At 36.9% G+C, this 14,680-nt stretch carries 13 protein-coding genes; 11 read left to right on the top strand and 2 right to left on the bottom strand.

Annotated features, from left to right (window positions below; genetic code table 11):
- Positions 1–22: 22 nt before the first annotated feature.
- The 6 genes from metK (at position 23) to dinD (ending at position 7,850) form a co-directional block, all read left to right on the top strand.
- A complete protein-coding gene (gene metK, locus AC27EF_RS11145; RefSeq protein WP_487110837.1) occupies positions 23–1,207 on the top strand; it encodes a methionine adenosyltransferase in 1,185 nt (394 codons plus the stop codon).
- Positions 1,208–1,294: 87 nt separating this feature from the next.
- Positions 1,295–2,842, top strand: coding sequence for a glutamine-hydrolyzing GMP synthase (gene guaA, locus AC27EF_RS11140; protein ID WP_487110836.1), 1,548 nt, complete (start codon positions 1,295–1,297; stop codon positions 2,840–2,842).
- Positions 2,843–3,058: 216 nt separating this feature from the next.
- Entirely contained in the window at positions 3,059–3,211 is a 153-nt protein-coding gene (locus AC27EF_RS11135) for a DUF6591 domain-containing protein (protein ID WP_487110835.1), read from the top strand.
- Between the two features lie 183 nt (positions 3,212–3,394).
- Positions 3,395–4,699, top strand: coding sequence for an RNA-dependent RNA polymerase family protein (locus AC27EF_RS11130; protein WP_487110834.1), 1,305 nt, complete (start codon positions 3,395–3,397; stop codon positions 4,697–4,699).
- Positions 4,700–4,845: 146 nt separating this feature from the next.
- Complete coding sequence (locus AC27EF_RS11125) at positions 4,846–6,891, top strand: RNA-directed DNA polymerase (RefSeq protein WP_487110833.1); 2,046 nt, start codon at positions 4,846–4,848, stop codon at positions 6,889–6,891.
- A 98-nt stretch (positions 6,892–6,989) separates the two neighbouring features.
- Positions 6,990–7,850 carry a DNA damage-inducible protein D gene (gene dinD / locus AC27EF_RS11120; RefSeq protein ID WP_487110832.1) on the top strand — a complete coding sequence of 287 codons (861 nt, stop codon included), beginning with the start codon at positions 6,990–6,992 and terminating at the stop codon, positions 7,848–7,850.
- Between the two features lie 50 nt (positions 7,851–7,900).
- Here the strand turns inward: dinD and AC27EF_RS11115 are convergent, their stop codons facing one another.
- A complete protein-coding gene (locus tag AC27EF_RS11115) occupies positions 7,901–8,278 on the bottom strand; it encodes a TnpV protein (RefSeq protein ID WP_487110831.1) in 378 nt (125 codons plus the stop codon).
- Positions 8,279–8,718: 440 nt separating this feature from the next.
- A complete protein-coding gene (locus AC27EF_RS11110; protein ID WP_487110830.1) occupies positions 8,719–9,168 on the bottom strand; it encodes a helix-turn-helix domain-containing protein in 450 nt (149 codons plus the stop codon).
- A 327-nt stretch (positions 9,169–9,495) separates the two neighbouring features.
- Between AC27EF_RS11110 and AC27EF_RS11105 the strand changes: the two genes are divergently transcribed.
- The 5 genes from AC27EF_RS11105 (at position 9,496) to AC27EF_RS11085 (ending at position 14,659) form a co-directional block, all read left to right on the top strand.
- The gene (locus tag AC27EF_RS11105) at positions 9,496–11,385 is read left to right on the top strand and encodes a BglG family transcription antiterminator (protein ID WP_487110829.1); all 1,890 of its coding nucleotides are present in this window, start codon (positions 9,496–9,498) and stop codon (positions 11,383–11,385) included.
- 260 nt (positions 11,386–11,645) lie between these two features.
- Positions 11,646–12,566: a phosphotriesterase family protein gene (locus tag AC27EF_RS11100; RefSeq protein WP_487110828.1), complete on the top strand. Its 921-nt coding sequence runs from the start codon at positions 11,646–11,648 to the stop codon at positions 12,564–12,566.
- A 55-nt stretch (positions 12,567–12,621) separates the two neighbouring features.
- A complete protein-coding gene (locus AC27EF_RS11095) occupies positions 12,622–13,074 on the top strand; it encodes a PTS sugar transporter subunit IIA (protein ID WP_487110827.1) in 453 nt (150 codons plus the stop codon).
- A gap of 12 nt (positions 13,075–13,086) precedes the next feature.
- Complete coding sequence (locus tag AC27EF_RS11090) at positions 13,087–13,377, top strand: PTS sugar transporter subunit IIB (RefSeq protein ID WP_487110826.1); 291 nt, start codon at positions 13,087–13,089, stop codon at positions 13,375–13,377.
- 16 nt (positions 13,378–13,393) lie between these two features.
- Complete coding sequence (locus AC27EF_RS11085; RefSeq protein WP_487110825.1) at positions 13,394–14,659, top strand: PTS galactitol transporter subunit IIC; 1,266 nt, start codon at positions 13,394–13,396, stop codon at positions 14,657–14,659.
- Positions 14,660–14,680 lie beyond the last annotated feature (21 nt).

Below are 14,680 nucleotides of genomic sequence, written 5' to 3'. Positions count from 1 at the left end.
TATTTATGGAAAGGATAGCAAAATGGATAAGTTACTTTTTACATCAGAGTCTGTTACAGAAGGACATCCGGACAAAATTTGTGATCAGATTTCTGACGCGATCTTAGATGCATTGTTGGAACAAGATCCTATGAGCCGAGTAGCATGTGAGACGTGCACTACGACCGGAATTGTTATGGTTATGGGTGAGATTTCCACCAAAGCATACGTAGATATACAAAAAATTGTGCGTGACACGGTAAGAGAAATTGGTTATACAAGAGGAAAATATGGGTTTGACGCAGATACCTGTGGAGTTATGATTGCAATTGATGAACAGTCGGATGATATTGCCTTAGGCGTGGATCAGGCGCTGGAAGCTAAGGAAAATCAAATGACAGATGATGAAATTGAAGCCATTGGAGCTGGAGATCAGGGCATGATGTTTGGGTACGCAACCAATGAGACGGAAGAGTACATGCCATATCCGATTTCTTTAGCGCACAAATTGGCAAGGCAGTTAACAAAAGTCCGCAAAAATGCAACACTTCCTTATTTAAGACCGGATGGTAAAACTCAAGTAACCGTGGAATATGATGAAAACGGAAAACCAAGACGTCTGGATGCAGTTGTGCTGTCAACGCAGCATGATCCTGATGTGCAGCAGGATCAGATTCATGAGGATATTCAGCGGGAAGTATTTGACAAAATTCTTCCGGCACACATGGTAGATGAAAAAACGAAGTTTTTCATTAACCCGACAGGAAGATTTGTGATCGGAGGACCTCATGGCGACGCAGGATTAACGGGAAGAAAAATTATTGTAGATACGTATGGCGGGTATGCACGCCATGGCGGCGGAGCATTTTCCGGAAAAGACTGTACGAAGGTGGATCGTTCTGCAGCCTATGCAGCCCGCTATGTTGCCAAGAATATTGTGGCGGCAGGATTGGCAGAAAAATGTGAGATTCAGCTTTCTTATGCGATTGGCGTCGCTGAGCCGACATCTATTATGGTTGATACGTTTGGAACCGGAACGAAATCAAATCCGGAATTGGTTGATTTAATTCGCAGACATTTTGATTTAAGACCGGCAGGAATTATTAAGATGCTGGATCTTCGTAGACCGATTTACAAGCAGACTGCTGCTTATGGTCACTTTGGAAGAAATGATTTAGATCTTCCGTGGGAACGGTTGGATAAGGTTGCTTTGTTGAAAGAGTCATAAAATCAAAGGAAACCGAAATATTTTCGGCGGGATGAAAACCGCTGTTTAGAAAGACTCTAATATTACAAATGCTTAGGAGGAAAACGAGTGAAAAATGAGTTAGTGATTGTCATTGATTTTGGCGGGCAGTATAACCAGCTTGTTGCACGCCGTGTGCGTGAATGCAATGTATATTGTGAGATTTATTCATATAAGATTGATATTGAAAAAATTAAAGCTTTGAATCCAAAAGGAATTATTTTAACAGGAGGACCCAACAGCTGCTATGAAGCGGAATCTCCAACCTATTCCAGAGAATTATTTGAACTGGGAATTCCAGTTCTCGGCTTATGCTACGGCGCGCAGCTGATGCAGCATATTCTTGGCGGAAAAGTGGAAAAAGCAGATGTCCGGGAATATGGTAAAACAGAAGTTTTGATTGATAAGAAGGAATCACCGATTTTTACGGAGGTTTCTGAGAAAACAATCTGTTGGATGAGTCATTTTGATTATATCTCAAAGGTGGCACCCGGCTTTGAAATTACAGCACATACGGCAGATTGTCCGGTAGCATCAGCGGAGAATAGAAACGAAAACCTCTATGCAATTCAATTTCATCCGGAGGTTCTTCATACCGAAGAGGGAACAAAAATGTTGTCTAATTTTGTGATGAATGTCTGCGGATGCAAAGGGGATTGGCGAATGGATTCTTTTGTGGAAGAATCTATCAAAGCAATCCGAGAAAAAGTTGGAGATGGGAAAGTATTATGTGCATTGTCCGGAGGGGTTGATTCCTCAGTTGCAGCGGTTATGCTTTCTAAGGCAATTGGAAAACAGCTAACTTGTGTGTTTGTAGATCATGGGCTGCTTCGAAAAGATGAGGGAGACGAGGTGGAAGCTGTTTTTGGACCGGAGGGATCTTACGATTTGAACTTTATCCGCGTCAATGCCCAGCAGAGATATTATGATAAATTAAAAGGGGCAGAAGAACCGGAACAGAAACGAAAAATCATCGGAGAAGAGTTTATTCGTGTGTTTGAAGAAGAGGCCAAGAAAATCGGTGCAGTAGATTTCCTTGTACAGGGAACTATTTATCCGGACGTTGTGGAAAGTGGACTGGGCGGTGAATCTGCGGTGATTAAATCTCATCACAACGTGGGAGGATTACCGGAACATGTAGATTTTAAGGAAATTATTGAGCCTTTGCGTGATCTGTTTAAAGATGAGGTAAGAAAAGCCGGCTTGGAAATGGGATTGCCGGAGTATCTTGTATTTCGTCAGCCATTCCCGGGACCGGGCTTAGGAATCCGAATTATTGGAGAAGTGACGGAAGAGAAAGTAAAAATTGTTCAGGAAGCGGATGCAATTTATCGTGAAGAAATCGCCAATGCCGGTTTGGACCGAAGCATCGGACAATATTTTGCCGGACTAACAAATATGAGATCTGTCGGGGTTATGGGAGATGAGAGAACCTATGACTATGCAGTAGCGCTGCGGGCTGTGAATACGATTGACTTTATGACAGCTGAAGCGGCGGAAATACCATATGAAGTGCTGAACAAGGTTATGAGCAGAATCATAAATGAAGTCAGAGGAGTTAATCGGGTAATGTATGATCTGACCAGTAAGCCGCCAGGGACGATAGAGTTTGAATAATATATTAGAGCCAAGAAATGCCTATTTTACGGGCTTTCTTGGCTCTTTCTATGTCTGCTGACAATCAAATGACAATACTTTTTATTGCGCGTTGGATTGTTCTAAATTATTTAAATTGTTTTGTGCATCTGAATGATACTGAAGCCAATCCCATATACTGATACATTTTCTAAATGCAGAATCAGAGGTATTTTTAATTGTTTTATCGGTATTTAATTGGCTGATTATGCAAGTTATATGAGTAAATATGCTGATGTGGTAGAAGATTTTGAAGCGTGGGATGATGGAGAAATGAATACAGCGGAAACAGCATATTATTTGGATGTTCAGACACGAGTTAGCAAGAAACTTCTTGAAGTGGCAGAATGATTAATGGTTACGAATAACGATATATGATAGAATATTTTTTGCAAAAGCATCGGCGTACCGGTGCTTTTGTTCGTATTTGGATAAACGGACACTTGATTTTGTAAAAATTAGTAGAAATATATAAAAAGTGGTTGTAGAATAAGAAGTGAAATATTGGGATTGGAATAATACAGGGAAATACAGATGAAGAAAATATATGGCATAGTAAGGCGATTGGATTACACTTTGAGTGATGATGATGTCGCATTGATTTCAGAAGACTACACAGAGAAGATAAAGAAAGGTGAGTATGATTTTTCTTTATATAATAGTAGTTTGTTTACTCAAGGGAAGAAGAAGAGACAAATATATAGTTTTGATAGATTATCGTTGGAGAACGTAATCTGTCATTATTTGAAAAGAGAAATAGATAGAATTTTTGGAATTAAGTATGCCAGCAGAGGAAAGATAATTAATTTGCTTTTTAATACTATTCCTGTTATAAAGAATTTGAATGATTTTGTGATTATTCGGGCAGATTTCAAAAGTTTTTTTGATAGTGTATTAACACAGCATGTGTATGAGAGATATATTAAGAATTCGCTCATGGAAAGAAGAGATAAAGAGATTCTTCTGGATTATATAGAGGAGTTTAAATATTGCTATGCCGGTTTGTGTTTGTCAAATGGGATGACAGAAATCATATGTAGGGATTTTGATAAACATTTAAAGGCCAAACTTGAAAGATATGGCATGTTCTATTATGAACGTTATGTTGATGATATGCTTGTAATGCTAAATAGTTTTGTTTCAAAAGATATATTTATTAGGGTTGTTAATGAAGTTATTGCTGAAGTGTTTGGAAATTGTCCGGTTAGGTTAAGTACTGATCCAAATAAATTTACATATATTTCCAAAAGGAATTTAGTTCCATTTCAAAAATTTAATTTTTTGGGTTATGAATATGGAATAAAGTATGGAAATAATAAGTATAAATTTTGTTTCGGAATTACTGACAAAAAGAGAAAAAAGTATACAAATATTATAGAGAGAGCATTTGTTGAGTTTAAGAAAGATGGTAATGAGGAACTTTTTAGACAAAGATTAAAAATACATTCGTCAAGAGTTGTAATAGCTAGGAGTCTTGGAGGAAATACTTTTGAATGGCTGACAAAAGGCGTTGTTGCTAATTATAATGAATTGCGCTTTCATATGTTAGATTTGGATGGGCAAACTAAGAATTTTTTACAGAATACGTATATGAATCTGGTGGCAAAATACGGAATCGCATGTCCATATTTTTTAATAAATTCAAATACGGAATCTAGTATTTATAATATGTATTCGACAATGGAACGGAATCGAAGCATTGTGTTTGAAGAAAGTATAGGTGTTTCTAGAAGAGATCTTATAAAGTGGATTAAAAAAATTAATCCAAGTTATTCAGATGTCAACAAAAATTACTATCGGATAGTAGTTGAATATTTGAATATGCTAAAAGTAGAATAGCACCATTCTGGATAGAATGATGCTATTCCCATACAACGTAAAAACATAAGCTTTTACTTTGCACTGCTGACGTGTGTAATCCTTGCGGATTACGTGAACTCTATAAATGTTCAAAATAATTATGAATTATGATGGAGAAAATGTCAATGGATTTAAATAATATAAAACGGAATCAGTTGGATTATATTTTAACAGATATTTTACCAAATGAGCTATCTGAATTATTCTCTTTTAAATATTTTTATGATTTTTTATTAAACAAACGAAAAGATGTAAAAGAAATGATAGACAAAGTTATCAAAGCGAAGAACAAGAGTGCATCAGAACAAGTTTTGTTTTTAGGATCAATAAATTGGGCAACAATGCCGCTGAAATATACCATCATGAAGGGATTACATAGCAGTAGGGAGATTAGTCTGTTGCAACCAATGGCTGCAGTACAAATTTTTTTGTTTATCACAGCGTATCAAAAAGAACTGCTAAATATTTTAGAGCATAATTCGGTTTATTCGTTGAGATATCATCAGAGAAACAATGAATTGTATTATAAGAATAAAAATAAATCTGTAATTAAATATTTTGAGGAAGAAAGTAAAAAGGTGGGTAAAGATATAATTGAACAGACCGGAATGTTTTTTGATATCAAACCGTATAAATCTATTGCCTTATTTACATCTTCAGAGGAATGGTTTGTACTTAATAGTAAATATAAGTATTTTATTAGAACAGATTATAAGGCTTGCTTTGACAGCATATATACGCATACTTATACATGGTTGATAGGCAAGAATGTGAATGATACAAAAGAATTTAAAAATGTCAATATGTACGCTGCTATAGATAGAATATTGCAAAATATTAATGCGAGAACTTCTAATGGGATAGTAGTAGGGCCAGAGTTTTCGAGAATGATTGCAGAAATTATGCTACAAAGAATAGATATGAGTGTACATAGTATGCTTTTGAACATGGGAATTGTGGATGGTGAAAATTATAATGTGTATAGATATGTAGATGATATTTTTATTTTTGCCGAATCGGAAAAATTGGCAGAATTAGTTTTGGAAAAATACTCGGAGGTGTCAAGAAAATATTTATTAAGATTAAATGAAAGTAAACTAACCAAAAATCGAGTGCCATTTATTTTGGAAAATTGGTTGAACGAAACAAACTTATTTACAACTAGGGTAAGTAGTATCTTGTTTAATTCTAAGGATGAACAAAGGGAGATTATAGAAAGGATAGAAAAAGAGAAAATAGGAGATGAAAGTGAGCAAGTAGTTAAAGCATACATATTTAAGGATAACACATTTTATCTTACTAAGCGATCGTTAATGAATCAATTTAATGAATTGATATGTAAGCATGAAGAGAAAATTAAGACTATTGTTGCTTATTTAATGGGAATGTTTCTAAATAAAGTTAGTAAAAATAAAGAAAGTGTGAATATATTTCGGGGGAATGTTTCTTCGGGAACGATATTCAGTTTTTTGGATTTTTTGTTTTATATATACTCATTTTATCCAGATTATAATAACACACAGAGATTTTTATCAATATTAAGTTATATTAGAGATGAATACGATATCTTTGACGAAAGTAGTAAGTTACAGATGTTGATTAATAAGTATTCATTCATTTTTGAAAAAGCTAATATGAATGATATTGTTAATTTGATTTTGTTTTGTAAACAGGCGAAGATTGAAATTCCGTACACACAAGAATGTTTATTGGTAGAAGAATTAAGGGAAAAAGATGATCCTATTTTATGGGCTTCCTACTTAGTTTATGCGAGTTATAGTAAACGTTATTTTGAAGAAATACTTTTGGAAATTGAGAATTATATCAAAGAAAATATTGAAGCAATAATAGCTAAAGAAAATATTTATACATATAGAGAAGTTTGGTGGATTATTGTTTTTAACAAATCTCCTTATATAACAAGTGGTACGCAGGGATTGATAAATAATATCATAAGTGATTTACAAGTCAATATATCTGGAAATAAGCGGGCAGGCGATATTTGTGGCAATCTATTTGTTGAATTTTTGAAAACAAATTCAAAACAATTTTTCGAATGGAACATACAGGAGAAGGATTTTTTAAGACAAATTACTTTTAAAACTTACGAAAGGAGCATATTTAAAAATTACAAGGAAACATTAAATTTTATGGACTGGAATAGTATTTGATTCTTATTTTCTTTGAAAAAGATTCAAAATAATACATATGTTTAAAAAGGTGAATATTATTTTAGGTGTTTTGAAAAATGCTGTGAAAGGAGCTTGCAGTGAGACAATTAAAAGATAAAGAATATAAAAGGTTTGAAGACATAAAGCATATCAGAAATGACGGAACTGAATTTTGGTCAGCCAGAGAACTTGCTCCTGCATTAGAATATAATAAATGGGAAAATTTTCATAAGGTAATCAATCGAGCCATGATTGCCTGTGAAAACAGTGGTCATATTATTGCAGACGATTTTCCTGAGGTCAGGAAAATCGTAAGTGCCGGTGCAACAAGTAAACCGGTTAAGGATTATGAGCTTACTCGGTATGCGTGCTATTTGATTGTACAAAACGGAGATCCTCGCAAAGAAGTGATTGCTTTGGGACAGACATATTTTGCCATTCAAACATATCGGCAGGAGGTGGCAGATCATTTTAATGAACTGGATGAAGATAGAAGGCGTTTAGTTGTGCGTGGAGATATCAAACAGTGGAATCAGCTTCTAGCCGAAACAGCACATGATGCAGGAGTTATTACAAATGAGGAATTTGCGATTTTTCAAAATGCTGGATATATGGGACTGTACGGTGGTCTGGATGTTGACGATATACACAAGAGAAAAGGTTTAGATGTAGGGCAGAAAATTCTTGATTATATGGGAAGTACGGAACTTATTGCTAATCTGTTTAGAATATCGCAGACGGAAGAAAAATTGCGGAAAGATGAGATTACTGGTGCCAAAGCAGCGACAGCCACTCATTATAAGGTTGGTAAGGAAGTTCGAGGAGCTATCGAAAAAATAGGTGGCACAATGCCGGAAGATTTACCAACACCAGAAAAAAGCATTCAGCAGGTTGAAAAAGAACAGTTTGCTCGATTAAAGGCGAAAGCAAAGGCGGGAAAACTAATGCTGGATGAATAATTGTAGACCGGCACTAGGACTCTGCCAGTGCCGGTAATAAAAGAAAGTAGTTATGCGTATACGATTTCAGAAAGTACTATTTCTCTTGCTGAGGCTTGAATGTTATTCATAGCTTGAAGCCATTTAAGCCAGTCGGAAGATTTTAGCTGCTCAGTAATCCCTTGCTGTTCTGCCATTTGTTTTACGATTAAATCCATGCGATTAAGGGCGGCTTCATTTATATCAGCGAGGTGCTTTGTCAGAGTACCAGATAGGATCAAGTCCATATATAAAACGGGGTGATACTCCTTTAGATATGTTTTGCGGAGTGAACCGTATAATCCAATGGGATGAGTTTTGTTATCTTCTGGTAATTGCAAATTTGGGTAGTACATGCCATCTTCGGCAAGAATGTATTCAATGTTGTTTTCGATAAATCTTTCTTTCATAGAGTACCTCCATGGTTTACTTGTAAGCCACCAGAAAGGACTCACAATGAGTCATAAAAATCTGGCGGCAGTGAAAAGATTTCTGCGAGGGGAACAAAAAATTGTGGCTACATTTTGGCTACAAAAATATTATGAACGAAGAGGATTGTGCGTATAAATCATCATAAAACGGATAAAAAGCGCACTAACGATACACTTTAACGGCAATCATACAAATATAAAAGACGAGTTTGAATAGTGAAAAAATCTGAGAACTCGCATAAACAGGGCGTTTGAGGGGCGTCAAGGTTCTATTTGATAACAAAATGATAACACTGGCAATCATGCATGTATTCTTATGTGAGCCGGAGGTTATCAGGTAAATATTATTTTTGACCAACATAAAAAGGTCTTACCGAATTGAGTGAAATCAGTTTGGTAAGGTCTTTTTTGCTGGTTTTTTATTTTTTCATGTTGGGATAATTATACCGCCATTGGTCGTATTCTTCTTTCGTGATCTCCCCGGATTCCAGTTTTGCAGACTGTTCCTGCCATTCGTGGAACATATCAAACATAGAAAGGAAGGTGGTACCCTTGGTTTTATCAAGCCGCAGGCAGACTTCTCCGTCAATTTCTTCGATATACAGACCGTAGAGGTCTTCCAGTGCAAACAGCGTGTGCATGAGTCCTACATAGCTGTCAATATCCGGGACAGCCAGTGCATGGGGAGATACCTCGAAAATATCAGCCAGTGCATTGAGATATTTTTCTTTCGGGCTGCGTGCCCCTTTTTCGTACTGTGTAATACGGACATCTGCCTGCATATTGCTGGAGCCAAGCTGCTGTCCAAGGTACTCCTGCGTGAACCCATGTAGAAGTCTGAAATGATGGCTTCTTTCACCAATCGCCATAACTATCGCTCCTATCTGTTGTTGATAGAAAAAGTATAGAATTTTTATTTGCGGATGCTTGACTAATACAGAAATGTATAGTAAATACAAAGGAGGATTTATCAATGGAAAAGATGTGGACTATAGTCCACGTTTCAAATTGTAATAGTAATATCAAATATGTTATACAGGGTTACAGATCATACAGAGTATGGTGTGTAACCTTATTTCTTTTTTACCGGGCGTCCAAATAAATATTACCAATTGTTCTTCGTTCCAGGAATTGCTATAATAAAAACAGTGTACAATAGCTTTGTAAAGAGAGATATAGTGATGTTGGATGATAGAATGAAAAAAATTATCAGGGAATTATCGGATAAAGAATATGTAACGGCAGGAAATCTTGCAGAAATTTTGCGCTTGAATGAAAAGACCGTGCGCACGACAATTGGCAAAATGCGTAGTTCTTTAGAAGAATATGGGGTAAGAATTGAATCCAAAACCCGCAAAGGCTATCGTCTGGCAATCATTGATCAAAAGAAGTATCAAAGCTTTTTGAACGATAAAACATTTTTTGCAAAAACAGAGGTTCCAAACAGCTCACAGGAAAGAGAAATGTGGCTGCTGAACTATTTATTAAGCCAGAATAAATTTGTGCGAATTGATGACTTGTGCGAAATGCTGTATATTTCCAGATCTACTATGACCAATGATTTACGAAAGGTTGAAGATATTTTAAAAGTATATCACATGACACTGATACGACGCCCGAATTATGGGCTTCGTATTCAGGGAAATGAATTTGATATTCGCAATTGTATGATAGCACAATTAAAAGAGAATAAGTGGACCCGCAGAATAATGGATGCGGAAACTGGAAAATTGGAGTTGATACAGGAAATTCTTTTAAAAAGCATTCAGAATAAAAAGGTTTTCTTATCTACATCCATGATGCAGGAAATTGTCTATTGCATTTATATTTCAATGATGCGCTATGGGGAAAATTGTCAGATTCCCATTGGAAAGAATGAAGTCATTCATCGTATTTATGGGCCCTGTGTAGATGTGGCGGAGCATGTGGGGAAAGCATTGTCGGAAAAGTTAAAGACAGAGCTTTCCTATTCAGAAATATATTATCTTGCAATTCATATTGCGGCAAGAAGTGATTACAATGTATTAGAGGGAGAATTGGAATCCGGGATTATTAATCAGGCGAGAAAACAGGCAATGCAAATGTTGGATTGTGTCTATGATATCATGCATTTGGACATGCGTCAGGATTTATCGCTGCTTTATGACCTGATGATTTTTTTAATTCCAATGGATATACGCATGAGGTATGGAATCATTGCAAAAAATCCATTTGCAGAGGAAACAAAAAGAAAGTATTTTTTTGCATATAATGTTGCTTCTCAGGCAGTCATACCGTTAAAGAAAATGTATTTTCATGAAATTCCTGAAAATGAGATTGCTTATCTGACCAGTATTTTTGCGCTGTTCCTGGAGCAGAAAAACGATAAAAGGAAAAAGTATAATATCTTAGTGGTATGTGCAGAGAATATGAGCACATCAAAGCTGCTGGCATACCAGTACAAGAAAAAATTTAAAAAGTACGTGGATGAAGTGTATACTTGTGAAATGTATCATTTAGATTCTTTTGATTTCTCGAAAATTGATTATATTTTTTCCACCGTAGAGATCGACCGGATTTTGCCCAAACCGGTTCTGGGAGTGTCGGTGTTTTTAGAAGATGAAGAAGTGGATAAAATCAGTTCAATTTTAAAATTTAAGTCATCGGACACTTTGGTGAATGTGTACCATGAGGAATTATTTTTTGAGAATATAAAAGGAGAAACTAAAGAAGAGGTCTTATATGAAATTTGTCAAAGAATTCCGCGAAAGTATGGGATACCGGAAGATTTTTATGAGGGACTTCTGAGGAGAGAAGAAATTACGGGAACAGACCTGGCAAAATACGTGGCATTGCCGCATCCCTATGGAACAACTGCGCAGATCAGCCTTGCCTGTGTGGCAGTGTTGGATCATCCGATTCGATGGACCAGACAAGATGTACAGGTGGTGATTTTGATGGCAATTGCAGAGAATGAGCAGAGAGATATGACAAATTTTTTCCAGTTAATTTCAGAGTTTATTGCAAATGAAGAGGCAGTTTTGCAGTTAGTGGAGGAAAGAAATTTCACAGCTTTTGTGAATCTGCTATCTCAAATTGAAATGTAAAAAGGGGAAGAATCAATTACGGTAATGATTGATATGTCCTTAATTCAGAAATTTTTATTTCAACATGTCCGCAATGATAACGGGAATTCCTGTTGTGGTGTCGGAGGTGAAAACGCTGTATATTGAAAACATGAAACGGCTGAAACATGTTTTCAATATACAGCGTTTTTTGTTTAGTGTGACAGATCGTTTTTTATTATCTCAGACCATAAAACGATTCACAGGAGATAGAGATGTGCAAAAAAAGAGGGGGTGTATGAATGAAAAAAGGTCAGGTAATGACCGTTAATGGAATTGTAAATGCAGAACAGCTGGGGGTTGTGTACTCTCATGAACATCTCATAGTACAGCCTCAGCATTCATCTGACCAATATCTTGCGTATACTTTAAAAGATGAGAGGGTTTCTGCAAAGGAGGCGAAGCTGTTTTCGCAATGTGGAGGGAAGACAATTGTAGAAATGACGCCCATTTATTATGGAAGGGATGTGAGAGCCTATCAAAGAATTGCCTATGAGGCAGGGATTCATGTTGTATGCTGTACGGGATTTCATAAGGAGTTGTTTATGCCGCCCTGGTTTCGAGAGAAAACACAGTATCAGTTATATCAATTAATTTTAGAGGAAATTCAGCGGGGGATTGGCGGAACTTCGATACGGCCGGGGGTTCTGAAAATAGGAACGAGTTTTTGTGAAATTACGAATCAGGAAGCCAAAGCAATCGAAGTTGCTGCAAGAGTACAGCGGGATACCGGAATTCCCATTAGTACCCACTGTGATCAGGGGACTATGGGAATGGAGCAATTAGATTTTTTGGAGCGATTAGGGGTGTCGCCGGATAACGTAATGTTATGCCATATTGATTGTCGGCATGATATTCAGTATGCAAAAGAATTATGCAAAAGAGGAGCGACGATCTGCATAGATCATGTCGGGCGCAGTTTGGAAGATAAGGACCAATTTTGTGTTGAGATGATCAGAGAGTTAGCAGAAGCAGGGTTTGCGGACCGCGTCGTATTGGCAGGGGATATGGGAAAAACAGACTATCTGATCTCCTATGGTGGAAAGCCTGGTTTTCCCTATATATTAACAGAGCTGAAGGACACGCTCTTAAAATATATAGCAGAAGCAGATTTTTGGGCAATGCTCATTGGAAATCCTCAGAAATTTTTAGGCAGTCATTAGAACTTCACAATCACTTTTGACACCAAAATCAACTTAGGAAAAGGAGCCAGATAAAATGCAGTTAAAAGATATGTTATTTCCAGAATGTGTTTTAATTCATGTAAAAGCTGGAACAAAGGAGGAGGTTATTGGAAAGCTTTATGAAAAATTATTGCAAAACGGTAAAGTAAAAGAAAGCTTTTATGATGCTGTTTTGGAGAGAGAGGAAATGTATCCCACAGGTTTAAAATTCGAGTCATGGGAGGTGGCTATTCCGCATGTTTCGCCGGAGCATGTAATATCTTCTGCCATAGCGATTGCTGTTTTGGATGATCCGGTGGAATTTAAACGTATGGATGATAATTCGTCTGTTGATGTGAAGGTGGTATTTAATATTGCGTTAGATAAAAACGGAAAGCAGATTGAAATTCTTCAGGATATTATGACGATTTTTGCAGATTCAGAAAAAATGCAGCGTATTGTAAATGCTCAGGCATCTGAAGAAGTTGTTGCAATCATGAAAGGTTAGGAGGAAAAGATAATGAAAAAAATAATGGTATGTTGCGGGTCTTCAATGATTACTTCTACAATGGCAATTAATAAACTAAAGCAGGCAATGCAGGACGCAGGAATTGACGCAAAATTTGTCCAGTGCAAATTTGCAGAAGTTCAGGGGATGGTAAAACAGGAACGGCCGGATGTGATTGTCCCTACAGGGGTGTTAAAGGATACTTTAACAGAGAATGTTCCGGTGGTTGTGGGGACGTGTTTTGTGACTGGCGTTGGTGAAAAGGCAACCATTGAGAAAATTATAGAGGTATTAAAAAAATAGGAAAGGATGAGGAAAAATGAAATTGCAGATTGTGATTGATGCTTTGAATTGGATCAGTGGTCTGGGTCCGATGTGTATGATGCCGATCATTATGTTTGTCATCGGCATATGTTTGAGAGTGCAGCTGGGCAAATTAATAAAGTGTTGTGTTACAACCGGAGTTGGATTTTGTGGAGTGAACTTAATTATTAATACATTTATTGCACAGGTTGGCCCAAGTGTACAAAATATGGTAAAAACTTTTGGACTGCATACGGATATTATGGATGTGGGATGGCCTGCAAGAGCGGCGGCAACGTGGGCGTATCCAATGGCAGCAGTGGTCGTGTTTGTAGTATTGGGACTGAATATTCTGATGCTGGTATTAAAATTAACCAACTGTGTGATGGTTGATTTTTGGAGTTATAATCATTTCATTTTCTGTGCGGCAATTTGTTATTATGCTTCCGGAAGCGTTGTAATCGGGCTGATCTGCGGAGCAATTTGCGCCATTGTTACATTTAAACTGGCAGATTGGACGCAGCCTGTCGTAGAGGAAGCTTTTGGGCTTCCGGGAGTATCGTTTCCAACATCCAATAGTATCAGTTGGGCGCCGTTGGCATACATACTAAATAAAATATACGATAAAATTCCGGGATTCAAAAATTTAAAGGCAGATCCTGAGTCTATTCAGAAGAAATTTGGCATTTTAGGAGAACCATTGATCATTGGACTGATTTTAGGTGTAATTTTTGGAATTCTCGGAGGAAATGATGCTGCAGGTGTCATGAGTGTTGCAATGTATACTGCGGCGACGATGCTGCTGACGCCGAAAATGATGCAGGTATTAATGGAAGGTTTAATCCCCTTTGCAGATGCAGTAAAAGAATTATTAAATAAAAAGTTTGAAGGAAATAATTTTCATATCGGAATAGATGCGGCGTTAACCATCGCAAATCCAAGCTGTATTGCAGTTGGTATTTTAATGGTTCCCACAACGATTTTACTGGCTATGATCCTTCCGTTTAACCGTTTGCTTCCAATTTCTGATATTGCGTATCAGGCAATGTGGTTATCCGCGTATCCGGTTGCTTTCAGTAAAGGTAATGTGGTAAGAGCATATATTTCGTGCATTATTTTTACAACGATTATGCTGGGAATTGCAACAGCTTTGGCGCCGGTTCATACATCTTTGGCAGTTGCAGGAGGATACGAGCTGGGAAATGCAGTGCTGGTTTCAACTGAAGATGCAGGAACGCATCTGTTGTCTTATCTGCTGTCTTTGATTGCAGGCATTTTCTAACGGAACATTTGAATCATAGGT

The organism is Anaerostipes stercorihominis (genome assembly GCF_057535655.1).
Note: the sequence above shows the minus strand (reverse complement) of the source record. Positions and strands in the feature narration are given on the sequence as shown.

Coding starts and splice junctions, on each gene's coding strand:
- AC27EF_RS11085 (WP_487110825.1), top strand. CDS start 13,394: ATGAAATTGCAGATTGTGATTGATGCTTTGAATTGGATCAGTGGTCTG.
- AC27EF_RS11125 (WP_487110833.1), top strand. CDS start 4,846: ATGGATTTAAATAATATAAAACGGAATCAGTTGGATTATATTTTAACA.
- AC27EF_RS11110 (WP_487110830.1), bottom strand. CDS start 9,168: ATGGCGATTGGTGAAAGAAGCCATCATTTCAGACTTCTACATGGGTTC.
- AC27EF_RS11095 (WP_487110827.1), top strand. CDS start 12,622: ATGCAGTTAAAAGATATGTTATTTCCAGAATGTGTTTTAATTCATGTA.
- metK (WP_487110837.1), top strand. CDS start 23: ATGGATAAGTTACTTTTTACATCAGAGTCTGTTACAGAAGGACATCCG.
- AC27EF_RS11115 (WP_487110831.1), bottom strand. CDS start 8,278: ATGAAAGAAAGATTTATCGAAAACAACATTGAATACATTCTTGCCGAA.
- AC27EF_RS11100 (WP_487110828.1), top strand. CDS start 11,646: ATGAAAAAAGGTCAGGTAATGACCGTTAATGGAATTGTAAATGCAGAA.
- AC27EF_RS11090 (WP_487110826.1), top strand. CDS start 13,087: ATGAAAAAAATAATGGTATGTTGCGGGTCTTCAATGATTACTTCTACA.
- AC27EF_RS11105 (WP_487110829.1), top strand. CDS start 9,496: ATGAAAAAAATTATCAGGGAATTATCGGATAAAGAATATGTAACGGCA.
- AC27EF_RS11130 (WP_487110834.1), top strand. CDS start 3,395: ATGAAGAAAATATATGGCATAGTAAGGCGATTGGATTACACTTTGAGT.